The following is a 24,424-nucleotide window of genomic DNA, read 5'->3' on the forward strand; positions in this document are numbered from 1 at the left end:
TTTAAGCATGTTCATTAAAATTGTATACTCTAAACATGTCAATTACTGTCATGTTAACCTAGGGAAGGAGAAAGCCATCCATGTCAAAAGCCAAGGCCCTATTGGACCTGATGATGTATATCAATGCCAAACGCCATTTCACAGCGAAGGAAGTGGCTGATGAATTCAATATTTCTATCCGGACAGCGCACAGGTATCTAATGGATCTAAGTGAAATGGGTGTTCCGCTCTATACCGAGCCAGGCCGCGGGGGTGGTTACCGGATACTGAATAACCGGATGCTGCCGCCGATTATCCTGGATGAAGACGAGGCATTTGCCATTTTCTTCGCCTTTCAATCTCTTAGGTACTATCCTTCCATGCCTTTTGACATCAACATGAATTCAGTCTCCAGAAAACTGTATGCAAGTCTTCCAGCAGATGCGCAAAACAAAGTCGACCGTCTCGGATCCGTTCTAGCTTTTTGGACTCACAAAACAAGCACCCCCTCACCTTTTCTGAAGGAAATCATAGAGGCGGCCACCGAGAATCGAATCCTTGAAATGGTATATGCTTCGAAAGCAGATAATACCGTGCGGGAAATTGTACCTCTCGGTCTATACGCGTATAACGGCTTCTGGTATATGCCTGCTTTCGATCCCGACGCTCACGAAACCCGCCTGTTCCGGGCTGACCGGATTGTATCATTGAAGGTGACACAGGACATCGCCGTTCCGCCGGTTAACCTGCCCAGCTGGTTGGATAACCAGACCGCGCAAGCACCCAAGAACCCTGTCCGGCTGTATGTGGAGCTGACCCGGGAAGGCATCCGGCAGTGCCGCAGTCAGCCATGGCTGGAGCCTTATATCGTCACGACTGATGAAGAGTACGGTTATGTGGAGACCGGGATCGATCAAAGTGAGCTGGAGTTTGTATCCAGCTACTTCTTTCAGCTGGGCACCTCAGCCAAGGTGCTTGAACCGCGCGAGATTGCAGACCGGATAGGCATAATGGCCAAAGAGCTGTACCACCATTACTTATAGAAGCTTCTTCTTTTTTCATCAGAAATTAAAAACCCGTCAAAAGCCTTGTAAAATCAAGGTCTTTTGACGGGTTTGATGTTCACTTAATCTAATATCCCATATCCTTTAATATTTTGGATAATGTGCGCAAGCGCTCGCCGATCATTTCATCGTCGTCGCTCAGCGCTTGATTAAACAGCTTAATATCTTCATTAATTCTCTCATTGTCCGTACAGATCGCCACGGTCATGGCATCCCCTTGCAGACCAACCCGCTCAATAACAGGCTTCTCCGGGTCATATAAATCCTCATAACGATAGGCTTCACGGAAATGCTCCAGAGACCGGCAAATTAGAATGGACAAATCAAGAACACGATGAAGAGGCAGCTCCTCCGATTGTCTTGACCATTTCTCCCCCGTGTATCTCCATACCTTGGCCGAAATATCGACCTTGCCCCTATCGTTCCATTGAGCCAAGCCCAGGGAAAGACCTTTCGCATCCGTGTTCCCGGCCATCCGCCCATCAATCTTCTCATAATTTTCCGACACAACAACCGGTTTATGTTTTAACGTTGTAGGTATCTTCACTTTTATTCCCTCATTCCGTTTATCTACTTACTAATTTACTAGATAACGGTTTCATCTTATCTTGAATTTTACAGCTAGTCAAATGCTTAATCCTTGGGTGGTCTATTATATCCTCTGTCCCCATAAGGCTGCAACTTCTGAAGCCACGGCTTCAACATTTGTTTCTGTTCCCAGCGCATATCTGTCACCTCATCGCTTTCCTTCTGCTGCAAGACCTCATAAGTGAACGCATCCGCTCCGAATTCTAGCCAGTCCTTTTGCAGCTGAGCATTTGCAAATCTCCCTCGATCCAGCTGCATCTTCAGGGTGAGCCATTTGTTCTTCAAGTTGGGATAACTGTCAATGTAGATTTTCCCGTTGACTTTATTTTGGATCTGGATGACACCCATATACGACTTGATCTGCTTGTATTCCTCAAGCAGCTCTTTTCGCTTATTCTTATCCATGTCTTTCTCTCCTTCTCGTGTTAATGTAATTCATGTAAATCATATATACCGGGCAATGATCCTAACTAACTTTGTTGGGAATTCACGCAGATTCGTAATGTCCAGAAATCTTTCATAACCATATATCTCGCTGATGACCTCTTTAAGGCTTTGGCTAATTGGTTTTTTCCAGAACCGGCATCGCCCTCTAACAGAATATTGGCAATTTTCATTTCTCCGCGATTCCAGTTCCGTTTTACTTCTTTACTAATACGGAGTTCTTCCTCACTGGTCTTATGGGATACTATTTTTTTCCAAATCAGCTCTTGTTCTGTATCACTCCACTGCCTCTTTGGTGACAATAATATTGTCCATGCTCCTCCATTGGTTTCTCCTCTCTAGGCCCATCAAGATGCTGAGCCTGTCTCCGCTTTACTTCTTTTCTTGACCACGATAGGGAGCAGCAGCAGCGCGCCGATGATCAGAAACACACTGCTCACCATATATACACCTAGCAGGGAAAACGTATCCTTGAGATAACCGGAGACAAACATACCTATCACCATCATTCCCATGAAAATGGGTGTGATTGTTCCCGATACCCGGCCAATAAATGCTCCTTCGGTGTTCCGGACAAGAAGAGTCTGAATGCCGCTTTGAATACAAGGATAGAACAACCCGCTGATCACAAGCAGAATAAGAGTCAGCCAAATTTGTTTTGACGCGCCCAATCCAATCGTACAGACGGCGCTGACAAGCAGGCCTACCAAGAGCAAGAGCTGTGGCTTTACGTTCTTGGCCACGGCTATAATGAGAGCTCCGCCTGCCAACATGGCAGCCCCATTGGCCATCACCAGCCACTGCAGGAACTGTTTGTCTTGCCCCAGGTTCTCAATAACCAGGAAGAGCTGAAGCGGCTGAGTCAGCCCTGATGCTAAACCGACCGCCAAAAAGGTCCAGCTGAGCGTTTTTAGAGATTTGTTAGCTCCGATATAATTTAGGCCATCCGTTAACTCCCTGATAAAGCCGCCAGCTTTCCCTGACTGCGGTTCCTCCGCATCACGGGGAAGAGTGGTTAATACAAGGGAAGACCCTAGGAACATAACCGCTGTCAGGATTAGCGATACGTTAATGCCAAACTTAATAAAAACAAACGTACCTATGACGGGTCCCAAAACCGTAAAGATAGCTACAAGCGTTTGGGACATCGCCATGACACCCTGCAGCTGTTCAGCGGGCACATGCCGCTTGTACAGTTTCATGGCCGAAGGCTGGGAGAACTGGGACAGGCTGGCAGAAATAAACGACCCGATAAGAAGTGCAATCCACCCACCGTTCATGACCGCAAGCAGCACAGCCCCCACAGACACGCCAGACAACAAGTCGCTCCATACCATAGTTCTCTTGGGCCGCCATCGGTCAGCGAAGGTCCCTCCAATAAGGCCTAACAGAAAGATCGGTGCAAATTCCGCAACCGAGATCAGAGATACATCAACCGGATTATTGCTCGTCAAATCGGTAACATACAGAAGCACAGCATAATTCCGTATCCATATTCCCAATTGCAGCAGCACCCGGGAAAAGATAATCGTTCGGACATATTGATTGGTAAACATGTTTAATACCCCATGGCCGAAATATCGACCTTCCCTCTATCGTTCCGTTGAGCAACATCTAATGATAGGCACTTTGAAGCCGTGCTTCTGGCAAGCTGCCCGTCAATTTTTTCATAATTTTCGGATACGACAACAGGCTTATGCCTATAACGTAGTTGATTCTTCATCTTGTCCCCCTCTTTCGTTTCTCGATCAACAATTTCGTTAGTTGTTTACTGATTTACTAATTTACTAAATCAGTGATTAGAATATTATCTTGGATTTCATCGTTAGTCAAGCCGTTTTTTTTACTTCCGTTATTTTTTGACCAAAAGGCGCTCTTGAGATAACGGGGACGATAGTCCATCTAATCTTGCAAAGTTGAAATTTGTTATGCTACAATGACGTTTAATAAACGCGGAGGAGATGATGAGAATAATGTAATATTTCTTGCTATTTTACGAATGATAAAACAACGATTGTTTTATTCTTTGTTAAGCAAGAAAGTTACTTATTCTCTTCACTCAAATCATTTTTATCTATTTCATTATGTGGGTAGATTCTAGTTCATTTGAGCTGCAAGAAAGGTAACTTTCTTGCAGCTCTTTATTTTTTGGGGAAGTTATTGTTATCGCGGAATTTTAATGTACTCTATGATTTTTTATCTCAGGAGGTCGAAATAGATGATTGAAGTTGTAGATGTTCATGTGAACCGTTCATTGCACGTGGGTACGGTTCACAATCAAACTAAACGGATGCCGGAGCATTATCCATCTATTGATAGATGCACGTAGCGATTCCAGCTACAAGCTTCGTGGATTTTAATAGGGTTGGTTAATGTGTATGGTAAGCACCGACAATGGTGCTTAGGCATTTTCTCCGGCTTAAGAGGAGAAAAAAACATGAAATCAACTTCAAAATACGAAATGATTCAACGCATTTTAACGGAATTGAAACAACCCGCATATCGGTACCAACAAATTGCCGATGCGATCTTCAAGCATAGAATTGGTGAATATGACCGAATGACCATACTGCCTAAGGGGATAAGAAACGAGTTAATTAAGAACCTTGGTGAACACGTTTTGAACTTAACCCCTGTCATGCAAAAGACGTCGAAACAAGTGAATAAAGTACTTTTTGCCATGGAGGGCGGTGAACGCATAGAAGCCGTTCAGCTAAGCTATGAGCGGGGCTGGAAATCGTACTGCATTTCCAGTCAGTGTGGATGCGGATATGGCTGCCGTTTCTGTGCTACCGGTACAATCGGGCTGAAACGAAATCTGACTGCGGACGAAATTACCGACCAATTGCTGTACTTTCATTTCAATGGTCAAGCCTTGGACAGTGTCTCGTTTATGGGGATGGGAGAGGCGCTCGCTAATCCTAATATCTTCGACACGCTTAGGATTCTAACCGATTCACGAATCTTTGGTTTAGGGCATCGAAGAATTACAGTCTCTACCATCGGAATTCTGCCGGGGATCGATCGTCTGACAAGGGAATTTCCACAGGTGAACCTAACCTTTTCGCTGCACTCTCCGTTTGACGAACAGCGGAGCGAGCTCATGCCCATTAACCACCGATTTCCGCTGAATGAGGTGTTGAACAAGCTGGATCAGCATATCCGGGATACAGGTAGAAAGGTATATATTGCGTATATCTTACTTCGGGGAGAAAACGATTCAAATGAACATGCGGAAGCCATTGCTGCTTTGTTAAAGGACAGAGGACCTTGGGAGCATTTATATCACGTCAATTTAATCCCCTACAATTCAACCGACGTAACGCCTGAAAGCTTCCAACAATCGGACAAAGACCGGGTTCAAAGGTTTGTCCGTATTTTAAAAACAAAGGGCATCAAAGTCACCGTGCGGGCACAATTCGGAACGGACATTAATGCAGCATGCGGTCAACTATACGGAATCAACAAGTGATATAAGGATTTGAGTTGAAATGAAAAGGAGAAACGGATGATGTCTCATGACAATTTCACAATAACTCATGTTCATTTCCATGCAAAGACAGTGATTTGGTGATATTTGCATGGAATAACATCATCACCAATCATGCTGGCTTTGCTGCTTGAAATATTATAAATATTCAAGGAGTGAGTCTACATGAGATATATCAACGCTAATGCAATTCTCCCCAAAGAATTGGTTGAACAATTGCAAATTTTTGTACAAGGTGAATACCTCTATATTCCAGCAGTGAAAGAGCATCATAAGCAGTGGGGGGAATTATCCGGTTTCCGGGAGGAGATTGATAGACGAAATCGTGACATAATACAGGCATACTCTTCGGGTACTTCCATTCAAGAACTTGCAGACTCTTACTGCCTTTCTGTTTATGCTATCCGAAAAATAATTTATAACAAATAACAAGCGCAGGCGTAAGAGTCTTGCCACCACATGTCCATCTCTAGGGCTGCGGTGGCTTTTTTATTTGGTCATGTTAAATCAAACTGTTGAGCTCTCATTTCTTGTTTATTATTTTGAAATGTCAATTATAAAAGAAGTAATCTCCTTAATTTTGGTTTTGTTTAAACTGCTATTGAAACGGTAGATATTGCAGAAAGCGTAGCTAATATTGCCTTCGAGGTTTAGAATGCCATTTACCGAACCAGAATAACCATGCGTTATTATATTGCTGATCACTAACTCCACTGGCTTTTTGTCAATCAGTTTTTCAAGCATTTTGAAAACTTGATCCCTACCTTGTAATACATGGCTACCGATAAAATTCCATTTGATTTCTTCTATGATCTTCTCCATGATAAAGCCTCTATCGTTGCAAACAAAGGCAACATTAAACGCTCTAAGTAATTCTTTTTTAGGTGCGTTTCCACAATCTTCTGCACAAATAATTTTCACTTGTTCGCCTCGAATATTGTCCTCCGACATACTCTCCATGCCCCCATTCAAAGGTATAATCATCGATCATAATAATACGCAGTTCCATGCATTTCTTCAATCGACTATGGGACTGCTGACGTTCTGGATATGGTTAATACCCTTCATAGGCCGCTCAGGTTATACCAAACAGCACAGAACCATTTTGTGTATAGTTTCATTGATTTCTATCTGTTACCTTTAATCTAAAGGTTTCTTCTAAAATGTCATAGTGTAAACGGAGGTTTTCATAATGGATGCAATTGTAAATATACTAAGAGCGGCGTCGACCCAACAAGCTTTCTTATATAATCAAGCTTTTACTGTGATGAGAGTACCTATACCGTAAAAGTTTAGGATCTGGAGGAGAAAATATTGTTGAAAGTCACTCTTTTTAACATGGAAGGCATTGATGTTGGTGAAATGGAACTTGAAGAATCTATCTTCGGCATTAATCCCAATGAATCGGTTATGCATGATGCAGTTATAAATTATCTGGCCAATCTTCGAAGTGGAACACAGTCATCTTTAACACGTGGTGAAGTTAGAGGCGGCGGCAGCAAACCGTATAAACAGAATAAAATTGATAGATCCAGAGCAGGTTCCATTCGTATGCCGCATTGGCGTGGTGGAGGAGTTGTGTTTGCACCTAAACCTCGTGATTACAGCTACAAACTCAACAAAAAGGTAAAGCGGCTCGCTATAAAATCTGCATTGTCCAGCAAAGTAATGAACAAAGAATTCATTGTCGTCGACGAAATCAAGTTAGACAATTACAGGACAAAGTCTATTGTAGCTATGCTTAATGCTCTTGGAGCAGATAAAAAGGTACTGATTGTTACACCTTTCATAGATAACTTTATTATTAAGAGTTCCAATAACATCCCTGGTGTAGAAACCACCGTAGCTGATTCCATAAATGTATACAATGTCCTGAATTGTGATCAATTAATAATTGCTAAAGAAGCTGTTACTAGGATAACGGAAATGTACTCGTAAGGAAGGATAATATTGTTGGATCTGCATCGCCATAACTCCTATGCAGAGCGATGGCCTAAATATAGCTTTGTTATTTTAACTGCGAATAACATCAAATAAAAAAGGTTTGTACTAATATGTAATATAATCCCACGTTCCTAAATTAAGAATCCCGTTAAGCACCGGCTGGCAAAAAACTTGCACGTATAGTTAAACAGGAACGCATATATTACTATGATAAGGGCAATCAACTTCCAGAAGTACATCAAATGCAAGAAGGACTTTGAGATGTGCATATCATACTTTCCTTTTGTATCGCTCTTAACTAAGCTTATTGTTAAATGGTCCGGTATCTATAGTACTAATGTTAGAGTATTAATTTCGGCAAATACCTATGAACTTGTTATAGAACAGCTTTCAAGAATCTAGCCTTGCTAAGCCCGGTAAATGCGTCTTTATTGGGTATTATAGTGAATGGAGTCAATTATTTGTCTTTAAGAAAAACTAAAATAAAATTGATCGTTTTCTGATAGAAGTTATATATTCCATGTAGTCAGAAACAGCAAGAAGGTTTATAATTGTGGGTTTCTGAGCTTCGCAAATATTCTTAACCTTTAATAGAGGAAATTAAACTTTCTTGGGTTGCACTCCGATTAATCCATGAACGTTCTTGAATCAGCATGAAATTAACAATATTGCGTTTTGTTTGGACAACGATTAAAGATGCTTACTTCAAAAATGGCAGCCCCTCCCCAAGTTAGGGGTAAAAGGCTGCCATTTATACGACTAAAAATTTCCCCCGCTTCCGCCCGGGACGCAGTACCGTTCGGAACGAACTTATTGTCGCCGCGGCCATTCACGATGCTTAGTTTGCGGACCGCCTCAATCGCGCCTTTCGCCTACTTCGGGATGTCGTTATCGTCCGCGAAGCCGATCGTTGCGCCTGCTTCGGCAGACAGTTTAAGCGTTTTAGCGATCATCGCTGCCATTTCCGCCCAGGTAATGACGGCATTCGGCTTGAACGTTCCATCCGGATAGCCGCTGACAAGCTTCATGCCCGCCGCGCTCAGGATGGCGCTCTTTGCCCAATGTCTGTGTACGATGGCGCCGGCTCGTTCGGTTCGCCGCTTTCGTCTTTCTTCTCGCCAACAACCATGACCGATTTTATAACTGAAGTATCATTGCCATTGCTTGAGCCGCTGCCGCTGACCGGTGTCCCCGGTCGAGGATCCTTTGGCGTCTCCGGCTGTGAAGCCTTTGGTGTCGCCATCACGGCGTTGGAGAACTTGCTCTCTCCACCCGCTCCCACGGCTTTCACTGAGAACGCATAGCTCGTTCCGTTCGTCAGACCGGTGACGGTGATTGGGTTGTCCGAACCCTCGGCCATCGCAACAGCTTCTCCGTTTGCCCGCGCGGTGACCTTATAGCCTGTAATTTCGCTTCCGCCGGAATGGATTGGCGCGGCAAAGCTCACCTCAGCGGACCCGTCATGACCGACGGCATGCACACCGGCAGGTGCGTCCGGGACAGTAGCAAGAGCCGAATACACTTTAAATTCCCAGAGCGAGTAGCCGTATTTGGTTCCTCTTTTCGTACCATACATCCGAACGTATCTCGCATTCACGGGTTCGAAGGAGATTCTATCGATTCCGCCGTCTCCGGTTGTGGTACTGTAAACTGTAGTCCAATTCGTCGCGTCGTCGGAAACTTGGATTTGGTAAGCTTCGCCATACGCGTCTTCCCAATGTAGAGCGACCTCCTGGATGGATTGGCTAGTGCCAAGGTCGACATAGATCCACTGCGGATCGGAATAGTTAGATCCCCAACGGGTGCTAAGTGAGCCATCGACTGCATAGCCGGGTCCTACGTTCGCGGCTCTGGACGAGCTTGCCGCTACCGTCTTGCCTTCGGCAAGATTGGGTGGTACTGCCTCATACACATTGAATTCATAAAGCGAATAGCCGTTTCCGGTACCCTGCTCAACCCCTTGCATACGAACATACCTGGCACTGACCGGACTGAAAGAAATATCTTCGATTCCGCCTTTACCCGTCGTCGTTGAGTAAACATCGCTCCAGGTGACGGCGTCGTTCGATACTTGAATTTTATAACTCTTCCCGTATGCCTTCTCCCAATTTAACCTAACTTTATTAATCAAAAATTGATTTTGCAAATCAACATAAATCCATTCATGATCCGAATCGTTGGAACTCCAATACGAAGTTCTGTAAAGATCCGTAGCCTTCGAGGCAGATAGGTTGCCTTTGCTGGATGAAGCGGTCGCACCTTTATCGTAAGCAAGATCGAATCCGCTGTCGTCGATGGAGGCTCCCTCATTCAAAGTCATGCTTCGGCCTGTGAACGTATCCTTGCCGAGCGTAAAGCTTGTCGTGGATGTTTCTCCGTTTCGATCCAGCGTCACATTCACTTTAATCCCCGGTGTTTCGGGATTGGCGACCGAAATACGGACAGGTGCAGAAGACTCGTCAACGATAACCATGGCGGGTTGATCTACTGAGACCATCAAACCGTCTCTCACCGTTACCGATCCGGGTTGATAAAACAGCAATTCCACAATCCCCAGAGACTTATGCCGGACAGCCTGGACAGACGAAGTATTCGAAAGAATACTTATCGGGTTATCACTCGCGTAGCTGCCGACCTCTTGGGAGGTTTTGTTTGGCAGTACGATATATTGATAGGAAGCGTTTGTGGGTTTCACGCCATGATCGAGCCAAATCGAAAAAATCGGCTTGGTCATCGCCTCCGTTGAACTTCCCGAGATGACATCGCTCCATTTTCCGGTTTTCGTCTCCCGTTTTACTTGAAAATCCGTTGGAGTTGGGAATATATAGCCGATATGGTCGTTATAGGCCCAGCGTCCGCCCGTTTGCATCGTTCCGTCTGCTATCGGATTGCCGTCTACGAGAACTTCGCCTGTCGCCTGACTTTGGTTCAATGTCGTGTGGATCGGCGCGGTATTTGTCGAAGTGATTCCTGCACCAAGCGCCACCATTTCATCATCGAAAAAGAAGTAGCCCTTCTTTCCACTTGTATTCAACTTGTTAAAATCAAATGCGGTGGCTCCATAATGCTCGTTTGTCACTCCGCCTACAAACGTTTTGGGATTGTTGAAATTCCCGTCTTTCGTGAGTGCGTACGGGGCCGTCGTACCGGGAACATGGGCCCAGTCCATCAACGGGTACACGGGTCTGTACTCGTCGCCGGTTCTCTGAATGGCGGTGGCTCCTTGCGGCGTCCAGTATAACAGGTTATATCCGCTGGGATTAATCGTTCTCCATTCGCCGCCTTTGACCGTGCTGGAAGACATCTTGACCGTAATTCCGTAGTCATTTCGCATATGGGAGGAGACAAGCGTCTGCCATTGTGTCATATTGCTCTTGTCCAGTCCGTTGCTCGTGTTCGTGCCGACCCGGCGAATATTGTCAAGGAAACTGGCAAACTCCGCAGCCCGCTTCGGATTGGCCGCCTGCATCCATTGCATCGGATCTTCATAGAAAGTCAGAGCTGCGCTCGTATAACCCGGCCAATCTGGTCCATTCATCCCCATGCCCAAATCGGCAACATCGCCTTTCACGAGATACCGGGTACCGTCCAACAAGTAGGAAGATAACGAATCAATCGCCGCTTCACTGAACGAGAACGCGGTGCCCGAGGTAATGTAGGCCCAGAATGACATATCTCTGGCAAAGCTTCTTCCATAACCGGTCGTATAATTCGTTTTGCCATGCATGAAAAAAGACATGTCCGACTGAATTCCCGTCACCGTCGTCGTCACATTCGACAGTACGTTAAACGCATTCACGGCGTTCCGGACGATCCGGGCATCTTCCAGCAATAAGCCGCGGTACATATAATTTTGATTGTACCAGGACGAATTGGCTCCATCGATCGTGTGAGGGCTGCTGTCTAACGTGCCAATTATATTGGAGACTTGCGTTGTGGTTAAATAGCCTTCACATAGAAGCGCGATTTTTCCCAACCTTAATTGTTTGCCGATTCCGGTCTCCCACCAGTTAGTTGAAGTCGGCTTTACCGTGAACCAATAATCCAGCGCCTTTTGAATACCAGCTAACAGCGTTTCACTATGATAATTTGGATCATTGGGGTCGGCAAACGCCTGCGCCATCGACTGCATCCGGTCTAAGGCAAGGTAGGGCGACCAACCTCTCCCATTAGCGGCGGAAGTTGTACTCGCGTAATCGACATCCCCCCAGCTTCCATTCGGGTTTTGATTGGATAAATAAGTACCTGCCTGTGATTTGAAGGTCCATTCGACCCGACCGTTTGTTCCGTCATTTATGATATCTGTGGAGATGTAAAAATCAACCATGCGCTTTTTCATCATTTTCATATCAGCGATCTCTTGAGAAGCATTCGTCTCCTCGAAAGTGTTCGCCGATACAAGTGAGTATAAAAATAGGGAAGACATCATTGAACAAACAATAACAAGACAAATCCACCTTTTTACAAACCTTTGCCTTGGGTTAGCCATTCTCATGCTCCTCCTTGAAGAAGGCAGCAAATACTGCCCTCCATCTTTCAAAAGAATGTATTATATATATCCTCCAAGGGGATGTCCACGACAGCCATCACTTCGTCCGCGGCACCATAATACATGCGGATCATTTGATCTAATAAAATGGCTCCGCACGAAAACACGACCCCGCCGAAAAATCCATTCACCTCATAGGCGGTTTCCGGCTCCAATACGGGTACATGGGATCTTGCTATTACCTTGGCCGGATTGTTCAAGTCGAGCAGCACCGCCCCCATACAATAGCGATGCTTGCTGTCCGCGCCGTGGTACAGCGCAAGCCAGCCGCGATCGGTTCGAATCGGCACCGCGCCGCCGCCCATTCGAGCCGAATCCCAGCCTTGTTCGCTTAGCCCCATCAGGAAGCGATGGTTCCCCCAATGGTCAAGATCGGGCGATTCGGCGATCCATATCTCGGGAGAACCGAACGATTTCGGCACCGGACGGTGCAATGCGTAGTATTTGCCGTTAATTTTCTCCGGGAATATCATGACGTCCTTATTTTCGGGAGCGAATATAAGCCCGTGACGCTTGAATGTTCGAAAATCCCGGGTCTCCGCCAGGCCAACGCCAACGCCGCGAGCGGAGGCGGAGCTGTAAGTGACATAATACATGTCCCCGATTTGGGTCACGCGCGGATCTTCAATCCCCCACGCTTCCAAAGCGTGTTCCGGAAATAAGGCCGGCTGAGGCTCGATGTCGAAATGAACGCCATCCTTACTTCGCGCCACCCGCAGATGGGATAAGGATGTGAGCATGACCGTTCGTCCGTCCCTTGCAACGAAGCGCGAGTCGGAGAAATCATAGCTCGGATCGGCCTTGTCGTAGCGCTCTATAAGTACATCGGTGCCCGCTTCGTTAAGCCGGGGGACGAGTACTTCGTCTTCCCGGTCCGATACCGGCGCTTCCGAAACGCGCAGCAACAGAATAATTTCATCCCGTACTTGCGCGACGCCTGCATTAAACGCTCCAAGCACTCGAAAGTTGGGACGGGAGGGTGCAACGTCCTGGGCCCGTATAACAGGATTTTGCGTACAGCGTTTTACGTTCATGTAAGATACCTCTTTCCGTCTTTCAATGATTGTTATTTACCGGATGTAACGGCGTCGATTTGCGCTTGAATTTCATCGATCACTTTTTGTCCACCGAGGCTTGCCATTTTTTCCTCCAGCTTCGCCTTGCCTTCACCCGCAGGTAGCAAGCCTTGACTAAGCGGCAGGAAGAGTGAATCGTGAAGCGGCGTAATTTTGGCATATTCCGTCTTCACCTTTTCAGCGTTAAAGCTGAAGCCTGACGTCGGACTAAGCGTAAAATTAGCCGGGTCGGCGGAGAAGTCGAACCACTTCTTGTCATCCGGCATCATCGTATCCGGCGTGCGGTTCAGCTTTGGCCGCCAAGTCAGCACAAAGCCCGGGAACGAATAGTTGGACAGCACCTTATAGCTCTTATCACCGACAGGCTGCCAATCCTTTCCTTGAATACCGTATTCCATCAAATCGTGGTTTTCCTTAATGGACAACCAATTGACTACGTCCAGAGCCAAATCGCTGTGCTTGGATGAAGCCGGAATGCAAAGGAAATTCCATTGCTGGAAAGCAGTATACGGCTTGGCCTTATCACCGTTTGGAACGAAAACCTCAAGCTTGTCGTTGTCATCCTTCAGCATATCCGAATATTTCAATCCCTCCACACCGTCAGCCGCATAATAGGTTGCCGCAAATTTGCCCTGTTTGAATAAGGTTTCCGCATTTTGCTCCTGCGCAATATTTTTGGAAATTAAACCGTCCTTGTAGTATTTGGTGACACGTTCATAACCATCGGCAATCATCGGGCTTGCCCATTGACCGATTACTTTCTTGTCTTTGGTTGAATAGGCGAACATGCTGACGCCGATTTCCAGCACTTCATCGAGCGCCAGATTAGCGGATTCGCTCAGGATAAACGGAAGTTTATCAGCTTTGATGCCATTAATGACGAAGGGCCTGATATCCTTCTCGTTTTCCTTGACCATATACAAAAATTTCTCCAGATCTTCGAGCGTTTTCAACTCGGGAAGTCCATATTTCTCGCGCAAATCTTTGCGGATAAGCAGGCCGTATACCGGCCCTTGGGTGGTGCCGAGCGGAATGCCCATAATCTTGCCGTCAAATTTGTTATATTTCCACATTTCATCGGGAATGGACGCTTTGAGCTCTGGGCGCTCAGCCACCTTGGCATCCAGTTCCAGCAAAGAGTTGCTGGCAATCATCTGATTCATGGACAACCAAGGGGCATCCAAATACATATCGAAGTCTTCCCCGGCAGACATCTTCACAGATACCGTATTCCCGTAATCGGACCACGGCAAGAAATTGATATTCAAGGCCGCTCCGACGTTGTCCGCTTTCAATTTGTCGTTGACCGCCTGCAGTACATTGTCAAAGCCCACCGGCTTATCCCCCGGAAAATATGCTTTCAGCGTCACCGTTTCCTTCGGTGCGGATGTGCCGCTTTCCGTATTCGTTGAAGCATTTCCTTCATTGCCGCCAGTCACCGCTTGGCCTCCGCAGCCCGACAGCATCAATGACAAAGCCAATACTGTGCTCGTCACCGCGCCAAACCATTTTTTCAATCCCATTTCGTTAACCTCCCTCTGTATAATGAAGAAAAAAAATTTCTATGATTAACCGGGGTGATCCGGTTAATGCCGGAAATCCTCGATTACCCTTTGACAGCTCCTACCGTTAGACCTTTGACAAAATACTTCTGAAGCAAGGGATACAGCAAGACAATCGGGCCGATCGTCAGCACGGTTGTCGCCATCCGCACGCCATAGGTTGGTGGTGTCACGGCAATGGCTGCCGAGGCGGGAATGAGATTTCTGGCGGCCTCCATATTGGATACCATCCGGCGCAGAATCAGCTGCAGCGGGAACAGCTTCTCATTATCCACGAACATCAATCCCATAAACCAGTCATTCCAATAGTTCAGGGCATAAAAGAGACCGACGGAAGCCAGAATCGGCTTCGAGATCGGTATCATAATTTGAAAGAAAATTCTCATTTCATTCGCTCCGTCCATTCTTGCGGCCTCCTCCAATTCCTCGGGAATTGTACGGAAGAAGCTGACAAGCAAAAAGACGAGGAACGGCTGGCATAATAAGGTTAGAATTAGCACCCAGACGGTATTCTGCAAATGCAGCCACTGACTGACCACAATATAAAACGGAATGATTCCGCCAGAAAAAAGCATAGGCAAATAGCAAAAAATCAAAAAAGGCGTTTGCAGGACATTCCGCTTGTTGGCCAGAGAATAGGCGAGCATTGCGGAAATGCACAGCGCGCTTAATGCGCCTACTGTGGTGATGAAAATCGTGACCGCATACCCGTTCAGCAGCACATCCGATTTCAAAACCGCTTTATACGCGTCCAGCGATAATTTTTGCGGAAATAAAGTATACCCGTGCGCGATCAGTTCCCCCTCGTCCGTAAACGATCCGATAATCATCAGCAGGAAAGGAAACAGACAAAATAAGGTGAACAACAAAATGAACGTATAGGCAAATACCGTAAAAGTCCGATCCGCAGCACTCTGTTTCAGTCTCATCGTTACCTCCTTAGAATAAAGCGGATTCTTTAGACACCCTTCGGGTTATCCAGTTGGCGGCAATGACGAAGATCAGACCCATAACCGACTGGAACAGGCCAACCGCCGAAGACATGCCGAAGTCATGCAACTGTCTCATGGAGCGGAATACGAAGGTGTCGATGACGTCGGTAGTCGGATACAGCAAGGAATTGTCTCCAATGATCGCATAGATCATGGCAAAGTCCCCGTTGAAAATCTTGCCTACGGCCAGCAAAGTCATGATCATAACAGTAGGAACGAGCAGCGGTAGCGTAATGCGCACCACAATCTGCAGCTTAGATGCCCCGTCAATCCGGGCAGCCTCATACAAATCCTCCGATATGCCAGTAATCGCGGCCAGAAAAATAATCGAAAGATAACCGGCTCCTTGCCACACACGGATAACCGTCAGGATGAACGGCCACAGCTTCGACTCAAACATCCAGTTGACCGGTTCCAAGCCGAAATATTGCAGCCAAGTATTGATCATCGGTTCTTCCCCGCCGAACAAGGATTGGACAATCATTCCTACCACAATCCAGGACATAAAATAAGGAAGAAAAATAAAAGACTGCGAAATTCGTTTGAAATACTTATTGCGAATTTCATTGAACATTAGCGCGATTAATACAGCCGCCGCCGTTGTAAACAAAATGAACAGCATGTTCAGCATCAGCGTGTTGCGCAGTATGACCCAGAAGTCATCCGAAGTAAAAAAATAGGTGAAATTTTTAAAACCAACCCATTCGCTTCCCGTAATTCCTTTGGCAAAATTATAGTCTTTGAAGGCAATCATAATCCCGTATATGGGAAAATAACTGAACACGAGAAAGAACAGCAACCCCGGCACGGCCATAGCATAGAGAAAAGGATTACGAACAATATGCTTCAGCTTGGACCGTTTCCTTACATTAAGTTGATATTGCATAGTTTTACTTCCCCCTTTCATCGAAACAGGCAATCGCACCTGCGTCCCGTTATTTAAAGTGCGAGTTCAAAAAGTCGGGGTTTCAGGACCGAGAAGGTTGAATTCAAGATTCGAGCCCGATCCACTTCCTGATCTTCTTCGTCATGGAAAGATGACTTTTTGAACAACCTCTTATACCCTTACCTTACCGAGCTCTCACCGCAACGCCAATTGCAGCAAGCTCCAATTTTTCCTGCAAGCGCAGATTACCGAACTTCCCAAAAACAACACTCCCCCCGAAAATAACCGATTCTCCGGATGGGAATGCTCGTTATGCTATAATTAATAATCTAACAATGATAAGAATCGGGAGTTATAACGGGGGATTCGAGCAATGAAGTTCAGACTTCCACTTTTCACATCGTTGAAGCGGCACCCTACTTATATGAAACTTATTTTTTATTTTGTCAGTGCAAACGTGCTGGTTCTGGCTATATCTTTTGCGCTGCTCTATTGGCAGTCCTCCCGGACGCTTCTGGAAGAGATCGGCGATCATTCCGAATCCTTGCTAGTGAACAGTGCCCGGAACACAGCGCGACTGATCGAGTGGTCTTTGGAATTCAGCTTCTCCTCCAGCGATGACAGTACCCTCAAGGTAAATGCCCTTTCGGATCAATACAGCGATTTTGAAACTTATGAGGTATGGAGACGGCTTATCGACATTAAGAACGCCAATCCGTCTATCGATTCGGTATACCTAATCAACGATTATACAAATACTGTAGTAGATTCCAGACTTGGATTGAGTGATGTGGAAGATTTTTACGATCGGGACATTATTAAGCGCTTACAGGATCAGGCTACAACGGATCACAGCGTTCTCATTCCGAGAACCTTGTCCATTCCGCTTGTCGGGATTAAAACCAAAGAAGTGATTAGCATCGTAAGATTTTACGAAAAAGGCAGTTCCATCTCGGCTTTCGTTCTGAATATAGATACTCAAAATTTAATGACCCTGCTTCAGAACAATTCGAATTATGAGAACAGGTCGGTCACCGTTCTGAATGATCGGAATGAGAAGGTTTTTAGCAGCATTCCTTTGAATCAGGAACAAATAACGGAGCTCAGGAACCAAGAGAATAGGAGCGAAAGTGGATGGAAGTTGTTTCAGCCCCGCAATCAGGAAGAGCAACTGATGGTTTACGCAGGCTCCTCCATTAAAGGGATTCAGGATTGGACCTTTATCGAAACTATCCCGAAGTCTGTCATTTTGGGAAAAATCACTGTTCTTCGCAACACAAGCCTGATCTTGTTCCTCATGCTGTTCATAGCATCATTGACCGTTATCGTTCTGGTTTCCAAGCGGGTGTACTCGCCTATTCAAGAACTGATTAGCAGAGTAATGCGGCAGCATCAAGCTGAAAAGCCCGGCGAAGGATATAGCGCAAATGAACTTGACTACTTATCCAATGTGTTTACAGCCCAACACAAGCAGATTTATGAACTGACCAAGCACTGGCGGCATACTAAAATTCTGGGCAGGGAGCGGTTTTTACGGGATTTTCTGGGGGGGATCTACCATACGGTAGAGGAAATATGTGCTCAATTTCAAGAATGGGGAATCGCTCTGCCGGAAGATCAGTTGTCGGTGGCCATCTTCCGAATCGACCACTTCTCGGAATTCACGGAGACCTATCCGGAGAAGGACCGGCGTCTACTCCGATTTGCAATGTCCAATATTATCCAAGAGTCGCTGCAATTTTCCAAGCACAAGCTGCAGACGGTGGACATGGGGAACGATCACGTTGCGGTTGTCTTATCGGCTCCAATGTCCGAAGAATATACGAAGAAGCTGCAAGTATCCCAACAGTTAATAGAGCAGTATTTGTCCATCGGCACGACCGTCGCTTGGGGTAGGACGTTACCCAGCCTGACCGACATGCACGAGGTATATATGGAGACGTATGAACTAACGCACGAACGGTTCCGATTCGGGCACGGAGTGCTCATCATGAAAGCATGGCTGGCCGATGCACCAGGAGAACTATATCATTTGCCTGTGGACAAAGAACGGCAGATCGCTCAGGCTCTTTCCAAGGGTAACGCGGATGCGGTTCTGGAAATCGTACGCTCAGCCGTGGTCAAGCTGCGTGGACTGCCCTATTTTGAATGTAAAATGTCGTTGATTACCTTGTTTATGAACATACGCCGACTCATGCAGGAGCACTCCAGTCAGCCGCTGCCTCACTCATGGGGACTGACTTCCATCGAAAATCAGATCATACAGCAGGAGACGATGGAAAATGTAGTGCCATGGATGGAAGCGCTTATAGCTAAGACGCTTGAAGACATTGAGGCTGCCCGCAGTCTGTCCAAGAACGCAGCCCTAATCAAACAGGCGGACGAGTTCATTGAAGAGAAATTAACCGATTCGAACTTATCCGCAAAAATGCTGGCCGACCATTTGGGTCTATCCGTGAATTATTTCCGCAGTTTGTATAAAGCGGAGACAAATCAGTCGATTACGGAGAAGATATCGGAGAAGCGCCTAAATTACATTTGTCAGGAGTTGCTTGCCTCCGACTCGCCGATTGAGCCGATCATCCAAAAATACGGATTTTCGTCGCTTAATACGTTTTATTCCATCTTCAAAAAAGTGTATGGAATGACGCCAGCCCAATATCGGAGGATGCATAAGAACGGAAATTGTTGATGTGCAGCACAAGCCTTTCAAGACGCTGGAGTTGTTCCTATTTAAGGACGGCATCTCGGCGATGCGGCTGAGCCAGGTGATCGAGGTCACCTATAAAACCGCCTGGGGTTGATGCTGCACAAAATACGCCACAGGAAAAGGGCAAACCGTCACGAACTCGCCGCGAAGATCTACATAGATTCAAGAAGAGGGCCCGACTCTTTCCATACCATCCACTTGGCTTCAAGCATTTCGGCTGATTTAAGCAGCGCAATGGTATAGCTGTCTCGCGCGCGCTCATTATGGAGGTCAGAAGTATGAAATTGCTCGATCTTATTCCCGTCTTTCATCACTAAAATCTCTTCGCAGAGTCCGGGAACAAGTGAGAGGTCATGGGTAATGAACAGAAGGGACAACCCTTGTTCCCGCTGAATGGACTTAAGCAATTCTATGATCCGCTGTTGTAATACGATATCAAGGTTTGAGACGATTTCATCACAGATCAATAGTTTGGGATGGATGATCAGTGCTTTAGCCAGGCAAGCTCTTTGGTACTGTCCTCCGCTTAATTTACCCGGCCGGTATCTAAGCAGTTCCTTCTGAAGCCCTACCTTGTCCAAGTACTCAAGGATTCTGGTTTTGCGCTCCGCTTTATTCAAGCTTGTAAAATTTTTTAACGGTTCTTCCATGCACTGAAACAAGCTCATCGCCGGGTTTAAGGTTGAAGCTGTATTTTGCAAAACGATCTGAATATCGCGATACCATTGTTTATACGCTTGTATTCCTTTGCGGGGCAGGTGTTGCCCGTTAAATATAATTTGACCCGAAGTCGGCTGCTTTAAGGCCATAATCAGTTGGGCCAGCGTGGATTTGCCGCTGCCGCTCTCGCCTACGATAGCTAGCGACCCTCCAGCTTCTATCGTGAAATTGATGTCATTCAAAATTTGCTTTCCATTCATTTCTTTGAATAGTTGCAGCACTTGAAGCATTAGGACTGGCACCTCCTTTGCTAAGGAGCCTTTGCGAACGATACCTGCATAATTGCTTCGTATATTCATGCTCAGGCTGCCCTAATATTCGCTCGGCGCTCCCCTGTTCTATGATTTCTCCGTCACGCATCACCCCGATCGTATCCGCTAGATAACCTGCCAGAAGAATATCATGGGTAATAAACAACATACTCATGTTCAACTCCGTTATAAGATGGTGTAATAAGGAGATAACTTCGGCCTGGGTGGTGACATCAAGTGCGCTTGTCGGCTCGTCGGCGATGACGACTTCAGGCTTTAACAGAAGCGCCATCGCAATCATGACACGTTGATTCATTCCGCCGCTCAGCTCATGAGGATAACTTTTCATCACATGTTCCGTATCTTTCAATAGCACTTGAGATAACATCTTTGCCGCTTGTTGCTCAGCCTCATGCCTCGAGACCGGTAAATGACTAAGCATAAGATCACCTAATTGTCTGCCAATCGGGAGCGCTGGGTGCAAGGCTTGTTCAGGATGCTGAAAAATGACACTCATATGTCTCCCCCTGACTTTGCGCCAGTCCCTTTTGGATAAATGATTCAGATTTTTGCCGCGCAGCAGGACATCCCCCGACATTTGCAGATCTGCAGGAAGCATTCCTAAAATGGCTTTACTGGTTAACGTCTTACCACTTCCGCTTTCTCCTAATAAGCAGTAAGTTTCTCCTGGCCTCAAACAAAAACTGCTGTTATGAACCAGCGATTGACCATTTGCGTTTCTAATATTCAGATATTTTATTTCTACTGCGGCATCCATTACTGCCCCCTCCTGAGCCGCTCGCCAACAATCTGGAACGAGCAGGCTGTCAGAAAAATCATAAAACCCGGGAAAAACCCCATCCATGGCGCAACCTGCAAATAATTTTTCCCATCCAACAACATCACACCCCACTCGGGTGAAGGCGGCTGCGCGCCAATTCCTAAGAAGGATAAGCCGGATAAAGTCAAAATCACCTTGCTTACATCCAGAATCAGCATGGTTCCAAGCTGCGGGGCGATATTTGGAATCATATGACGTATTATCGTTCTCATGCCAAATGATCCGCTTACCCGGCTCGCAATAATATACGGCTCCTTTTTCACATCATGGATCAGACCGCGAATTAACCTTACGTACTTGGCCCACCAGGAAAGAATCACCGCGAAATACACCTTCTCCATGCCAAACCCGAGGAAGCCAACCACCACAATAGTGAGCAGGACATTCGGCAATGCCGTAAAAATATCCGTCACACTCATCATCAACAGGTCAAGTTTATTCCCCCAAAAAGCGCTCAGCGCGCCAACAAACAATCCGATCAGCATAACGGTGCTGAGAACTATGAAAACTGGGAACACGGAGTCGCTGATCCCGTGAATCACCCGGCTCAACAAATCTCTTCCCAGATAATCCGTTCCAAACGGATAAGCAAGGCTTGGGGGAAGAAGCTTTGCTTGATGATTGGTTTGGAAAGGGTCATAAGGTGAAATCCATGATGCGCTTAACCCCGCAACTATAAGAACCACAATAAACAACAAAGCCGTTGTTGGAAGTTTATTCGTCCGAACGAAATTCATCATAATTCCCACCTCTGTTTATCAAGATGAACACGCGGATCGGCCAAAAAATAGAGGATATCGGTCACAAAGTTAAACCCAAATATAAAAGCGGCCACCAGCAGCGCACTTCCCTGGATGACGGGAAAATCACGGCGGTAAATGGCCTCGAGCATATATTTGCCGAACCCCGGAAAACTAAAAATCGTTTCCGTGATGATCGAGGCTCCAAAAAAGCTGGGCAGGCTGGTCGTGATTAACGTCAAGATCGGGATGAACATGGCGCGGAATAAATAAGCCGGATAAAAGATAGCGGGCCGCAAACCTCTGGCTTTTGCCGCCTCAATATAAGAGAATTTACTGTACTGCACCGTATATGAGCGTACCATCCGAATGAAGTAAACGCTTTGGACGAGGGAAATCGCCGTAACCGGAAGCACATAATGCCGTACGGAAGAGCTTCCGACAACCGGAAGAATCGGCCAGATCACACCAAAAGCATACATCAACAGAATAGCAAGCCAATATAAGGGGATTGATAACCCCAAAATGGTTAGCGAATAAACCGCGCGATCCGGAAGTGAGCCTGCATTTAAGCCTAACCAAATTCCTGCCGGTATTGAAACAGACATCGTAAGCAAAAAGGAGCCGGCAATCAGTCGGAACGTCGGTTCTAAACGGCTCATGATTTCGTGTAATACCGGTTCTCCGGACATAAACGAATTTCCCAGTTCTCCTTGAAATATCTGAACAATCCAAGCCATGTATTGCTGAATAAACGATTGATCAAGCCCCCAATGCGCCTGCAAATGAGCCACCAATGAGCGCTCCGGCACCGCCCCGATGTTTAGCAGCATCATCGAAGCTGGATCCCCCGGCGCCAGACGCATAAGTGTGAAGACGAACAATGAAAACAGGACCAACGTGAGCATTAACATCAACAGACGATGGGTAATGGAACGCAGCATTATTGTGCTTCTTTCCTTAAGTGATGCCACTTCAAAGGATCGTCTTCAATGGCATTAAAAGTAAAGCCGGTAAGTTCGCGCGTATGAACAAAGGTTTGCTTAGCGTAGTAAATCGGCACCGACATCGCTTCCCCATGCATGCGAAGGAATACTTGGTCAAATAACGCCTGCTGCCGCTCTGCCGAGACGGTAGAAGCGATCTGATCCAGCAGGTCCGACAATTGCTGATCTTGATAAGCAACTCCCGGCGCAGATGGCGAACTATAGAATAAAGAAGACAGGAATCGATACGGCAATTGCGCATCCGTATAAGTCCGATACATAAGCAGATCATAATCCTTGCTGCTCCATAACGTATCATAGTAAGCTGCCCGTTCCTGATTCACAATGTTTATTTGGACGCCGATCTGCTTCATGTTGTCCTGAAAGATCTCCGCCATCTCTTTCCACTCTGGATATTCTTCCGTTTGAATCACCAATCGCAGCTGCAGCACTTGTCCGTCTTTCTCATAAAACTGCTTTTTCTCATTCCACACGTAGCCCGAGGCTGCAATCAGCTGTTTTGCCTTCTCCGGGTCGTAAGGGTAAAACGGCTGGTTATCGTCCGTGACAAAAGCGACTTTCTCTTGAAACAACCCTTTGACCGGTTTACCGCTTCCATCTGCAAATTTATTCGTATCATTTCCGTAATTGATGGCCTGGCGTATATTTTTATCCGCTAGAGCGGCATTCTTTTGATTGATGACCAAAAAATAGGACATCGTGCTGGTGCCCGTTTCCACCACGTACTTATCGTTATTCTGAAAAACACTTAGGCTCTCCGCCGGAATATTGCCAACTTCCCCACCTGCAAGTTCCACCTCTCCGGATTGCAGCGCGAGCACCCTGGCTTGCGGATCCGTAATGACTTTAAAGACAAGTGAATACTCCGACGGTTTTTCCAACCAATAATGCTCATTTGCAACTAGGACCGTCTCAACTCCTTGCTGATAGCTGCCTATTTTCCATGGGCCCGTGCCGATCGCTTGGTGAAAGGTCCCATTTACATCTCCCGCAGGAGTCACCGCGTTTGGACTCATCATCCGAAATGGCCTGGCCTGACTAAGCTCATACAATACTTGAGTTGCGGTTTCTTTAAATGCAAGTACGACGGTAAATTCATCAGGAGTTTTTATTTTCTCTAGCAAACGGGATATTTCAAGCGTAGCATTCTCTTCTCGACTGACCGCCCGCTCCAAAGAAAACTTAACGGCCGCTGAGTTCAATGGACTGCCGTCCGAGAATTTCACTTGTTTTCTTAGATGAAAAGTATAGGTCTTCCCGTCATCAGAGATTTCCCATGATTCAGCCAGGCTGGGGGCAATTTTGCCCTCCCCTTTATATTCCACAAGCGCATCATATACAGCGGCATGCATATGCCGTGTTCCATTATAGGTCGCGGCATCCAGTTTATCCCCTTCGGCATCCTGGGTCATCGCTACAACGATTTGTTTGTCCGCTTCCTGGGCAGAACCGGAATTCGAGTTTTTGACTTGGGAGCACCCCACAAGCAACAACAATGCCAAAACGGTGGCAACACTGACACGATATCTGCTAAACATCCCTACTCCTCCTACTTCTCTCCTGCGATGTTGGCGATTAAAC

The 24,424-nt window shown here is 46.4% G+C and carries 21 protein-coding genes and 2 pseudogenes; 6 read left to right on the forward strand and 17 right to left on the reverse strand.

What is annotated here, in order from left to right; translation table 11 throughout:
• The first annotated feature begins 80 nt into the window (after nucleotides 1-80).
• Nucleotides 81-1,022 carry a helix-turn-helix transcriptional regulator gene (locus BN6628_RS17300; protein ID WP_068619605.1) on the forward strand — a complete coding sequence of 314 codons (942 nt, stop codon included), beginning with the start codon at nucleotides 81-83 and terminating at the stop codon, nucleotides 1,020-1,022.
• A gap of 88 nt (nucleotides 1,023-1,110) precedes the next feature.
• Here the strand turns inward: BN6628_RS17300 and BN6628_RS17305 are convergent, their stop codons facing one another.
• The 4 genes and pseudogenes from BN6628_RS17305 to BN6628_RS26455 all read right to left on the reverse strand — a co-directional run.
• Nucleotides 1,111-1,590 (reverse strand): DUF6530 family protein, encoded by a 480-nt coding sequence (locus BN6628_RS17305; RefSeq protein WP_068619607.1) that lies wholly within the window; start codon nucleotides 1,588-1,590, stop codon nucleotides 1,111-1,113.
• Nucleotides 1,591-1,676: 86 nt separating this feature from the next.
• Nucleotides 1,677-2,036, reverse strand: coding sequence for a GIY-YIG nuclease family protein (locus BN6628_RS17310; protein ID WP_068619608.1), 360 nt, complete (start codon nucleotides 2,034-2,036; stop codon nucleotides 1,677-1,679).
• A 386-nt stretch (nucleotides 2,037-2,422) separates the two neighbouring features.
• Nucleotides 2,423-3,631, reverse strand: a complete 1,209-nt coding sequence (locus BN6628_RS17320) for an MFS transporter (RefSeq protein WP_068619612.1) — start codon at nucleotides 3,629-3,631, stop codon at nucleotides 2,423-2,425.
• 14 nt (nucleotides 3,632-3,645) lie between these two features.
• Nucleotides 3,646-3,798: pseudogene (locus tag BN6628_RS26455) on the reverse strand (DUF6530 family protein); the annotation flags it as partial.
• A gap of 714 nt (nucleotides 3,799-4,512) precedes the next feature.
• Between BN6628_RS26455 and BN6628_RS17325 the strand changes: the two are divergent.
• Together BN6628_RS17325 and BN6628_RS17330 are read left to right on the forward strand one after the other, a co-directional pair.
• The gene (locus BN6628_RS17325; protein WP_068619613.1) at nucleotides 4,513-5,547 is read left to right on the forward strand and encodes a Cfr family 23S rRNA (adenine(2503)-C(8))-methyltransferase; all 1,035 of its coding nucleotides are present in this window, start codon (nucleotides 4,513-4,515) and stop codon (nucleotides 5,545-5,547) included.
• Nucleotides 5,548-5,730: 183 nt separating this feature from the next.
• Complete coding sequence (locus BN6628_RS17330; protein ID WP_068619615.1) at nucleotides 5,731-5,994, forward strand: CD3324 family protein; 264 nt, start codon at nucleotides 5,731-5,733, stop codon at nucleotides 5,992-5,994.
• A gap of 108 nt (nucleotides 5,995-6,102) precedes the next feature.
• On the opposite strand, the gene BN6628_RS17335 is transcribed toward BN6628_RS17330, so the two are convergent.
• Nucleotides 6,103-6,516, reverse strand: a complete 414-nt coding sequence (locus BN6628_RS17335; protein ID WP_068619616.1) for a hypothetical protein — start codon at nucleotides 6,514-6,516, stop codon at nucleotides 6,103-6,105.
• Between the two features lie 363 nt (nucleotides 6,517-6,879).
• On the opposite strand from BN6628_RS17335, the gene rplD reads away from it, so the two are divergent.
• Complete coding sequence (rplD, locus tag BN6628_RS17340) at nucleotides 6,880-7,503, forward strand: 50S ribosomal protein L4 (protein WP_068619618.1); 624 nt, start codon at nucleotides 6,880-6,882, stop codon at nucleotides 7,501-7,503.
• A gap of 665 nt (nucleotides 7,504-8,168) precedes the next feature.
• On the opposite strand, the gene BN6628_RS26965 is transcribed toward rplD, so the two are convergent.
• From BN6628_RS26965 to BN6628_RS17365, 7 genes are all read right to left on the reverse strand, one after another.
• On the reverse strand, nucleotides 8,169-8,369 hold the full coding sequence (locus BN6628_RS26965) for an S-layer homology domain-containing protein (protein WP_082926952.1): 201 nt from the start codon (nucleotides 8,367-8,369) through the stop codon (nucleotides 8,169-8,171).
• Nucleotides 8,370-8,381: 12 nt separating this feature from the next.
• Nucleotides 8,382-8,537 (reverse strand): S-layer homology domain-containing protein, encoded by a 156-nt coding sequence (locus BN6628_RS25720; RefSeq protein ID WP_082926953.1) that lies wholly within the window; start codon nucleotides 8,535-8,537, stop codon nucleotides 8,382-8,384.
• Between the two features lie 11 nt (nucleotides 8,538-8,548).
• Nucleotides 8,549-11,857, reverse strand: a complete 3,309-nt coding sequence (locus tag BN6628_RS17345; RefSeq protein ID WP_162272660.1) for a polysaccharide lyase family 8 super-sandwich domain-containing protein — start codon at nucleotides 11,855-11,857, stop codon at nucleotides 8,549-8,551.
• Between the two features lie 188 nt (nucleotides 11,858-12,045).
• Nucleotides 12,046-13,092: a glycoside hydrolase family 130 protein gene (locus tag BN6628_RS17350; RefSeq protein WP_068619622.1), complete on the reverse strand. Its 1,047-nt coding sequence runs from the start codon at nucleotides 13,090-13,092 to the stop codon at nucleotides 12,046-12,048.
• Between the two features lie 32 nt (nucleotides 13,093-13,124).
• Nucleotides 13,125-14,657 (reverse strand): extracellular solute-binding protein, encoded by a 1,533-nt coding sequence (locus BN6628_RS17355; RefSeq protein WP_068619624.1) that lies wholly within the window; start codon nucleotides 14,655-14,657, stop codon nucleotides 13,125-13,127.
• An 83-nt stretch (nucleotides 14,658-14,740) separates the two neighbouring features.
• Nucleotides 14,741-15,625 (reverse strand): carbohydrate ABC transporter permease, encoded by an 885-nt coding sequence (locus BN6628_RS17360; protein WP_068619625.1) that lies wholly within the window; start codon nucleotides 15,623-15,625, stop codon nucleotides 14,741-14,743.
• A 10-nt stretch (nucleotides 15,626-15,635) separates the two neighbouring features.
• A complete protein-coding gene (locus BN6628_RS17365; protein ID WP_068619627.1) occupies nucleotides 15,636-16,574 on the reverse strand; it encodes an ABC transporter permease in 939 nt (312 codons plus the stop codon).
• Nucleotides 16,575-16,947: 373 nt separating this feature from the next.
• Between BN6628_RS17365 and BN6628_RS17370 the strand changes: the two genes are divergently transcribed.
• Complete coding sequence (locus tag BN6628_RS17370; protein WP_068619630.1) at nucleotides 16,948-19,266, forward strand: helix-turn-helix transcriptional regulator; 2,319 nt, start codon at nucleotides 16,948-16,950, stop codon at nucleotides 19,264-19,266.
• A 10-nt stretch (nucleotides 19,267-19,276) separates the two neighbouring features.
• Nucleotides 19,277-19,398 (forward strand): annotated as a pseudogene (locus BN6628_RS27035) (transposase); the annotation flags it as partial.
• Nucleotides 19,399-19,436: 38 nt separating this feature from the next.
• Here BN6628_RS27035 and BN6628_RS17375 read toward each other — a convergent pair.
• The 5 genes from BN6628_RS17375 to BN6628_RS17395 are packed head-to-tail and all read right to left on the reverse strand — an operon-like array spanning nucleotide 19,437 to nucleotide 24,381.
• Complete coding sequence (locus BN6628_RS17375; protein WP_068619632.1) at nucleotides 19,437-20,234, reverse strand: ABC transporter ATP-binding protein; 798 nt, start codon at nucleotides 20,232-20,234, stop codon at nucleotides 19,437-19,439.
• Complete coding sequence (locus tag BN6628_RS17380) at nucleotides 20,179-21,033, reverse strand: ABC transporter ATP-binding protein (protein WP_068619633.1); 855 nt, start codon at nucleotides 21,031-21,033, stop codon at nucleotides 20,179-20,181. Before BN6628_RS17380 ends, BN6628_RS17375 begins: the two co-directional genes overlap by 56 nt.
• The gene (locus BN6628_RS17385) at nucleotides 21,033-21,836 is read right to left on the reverse strand and encodes an ABC transporter permease (RefSeq protein ID WP_068619635.1); all 804 of its coding nucleotides are present in this window, start codon (nucleotides 21,834-21,836) and stop codon (nucleotides 21,033-21,035) included. The genes BN6628_RS17380 and BN6628_RS17385 overlap by 1 nt, the downstream gene beginning before the upstream one ends.
• Nucleotides 21,833-22,780: an ABC transporter permease gene (locus tag BN6628_RS17390; protein ID WP_068619637.1), complete on the reverse strand. Its 948-nt coding sequence runs from the start codon at nucleotides 22,778-22,780 to the stop codon at nucleotides 21,833-21,835. The genes BN6628_RS17385 and BN6628_RS17390 overlap by 4 nt, the downstream gene beginning before the upstream one ends.
• Nucleotides 22,780-24,381, reverse strand: a complete 1,602-nt coding sequence (locus BN6628_RS17395; RefSeq protein WP_068619639.1) for an ABC transporter substrate-binding protein — start codon at nucleotides 24,379-24,381, stop codon at nucleotides 22,780-22,782. Before BN6628_RS17395 ends, BN6628_RS17390 begins: the two co-directional genes overlap by 1 nt.
• Between the last annotated feature and the right edge of the window lie 43 nt (nucleotides 24,382-24,424).

This window comes from Paenibacillus tuaregi, from assembly GCF_900086655.1.
GTDB lineage: Bacteria > Bacillota > Bacilli > Paenibacillales > Paenibacillaceae > Fontibacillus > Fontibacillus tuaregi.